The 268-nt window shown below is 42.2% G+C and carries 1 pseudogene; it reads left to right on the top strand.

Annotation, left to right across the window (positions count from 1 at the left end):
- A pseudogene (locus KK062_RS30350) lies at positions 1-268 on the top strand (DUF5009 domain-containing protein); the annotation flags it as partial.

Raw genomic sequence — 268 nt, 5'->3', positions numbered from 1 at the left:
ATCTACTATTGTTCGGTGAAAGCCACCTCTATCACGGTGAGGGTATTGCTTTCGATCCTGAGGGCTTCCTAAGCACTTTGCCAGCAATAGTTAATGTTATAGCAGGATACCTTGCAGGAGATTTCATCAGGCGCAAGGGCAATACTTATGAAACTATCTCTAAGCTTATGATCATTGGATCGGTGTTGATAATGGTAGCCCTTGCATGGCACAACTTCTTCCCAATCAATAAAAAACTTTGGACTAGTTCATTTGTACTGCTTACGGT

This window comes from Dawidia cretensis, from assembly GCF_018598175.1.
Taxonomy (GTDB): Bacteria; Bacteroidota; Bacteroidia; order Cytophagales; family Cyclobacteriaceae; genus Ohtaekwangia; species Ohtaekwangia cretensis.
The sequence above is the reverse complement of the archived record's forward strand: the minus strand, read 5'-3'. Positions and strand labels throughout refer to the sequence as shown.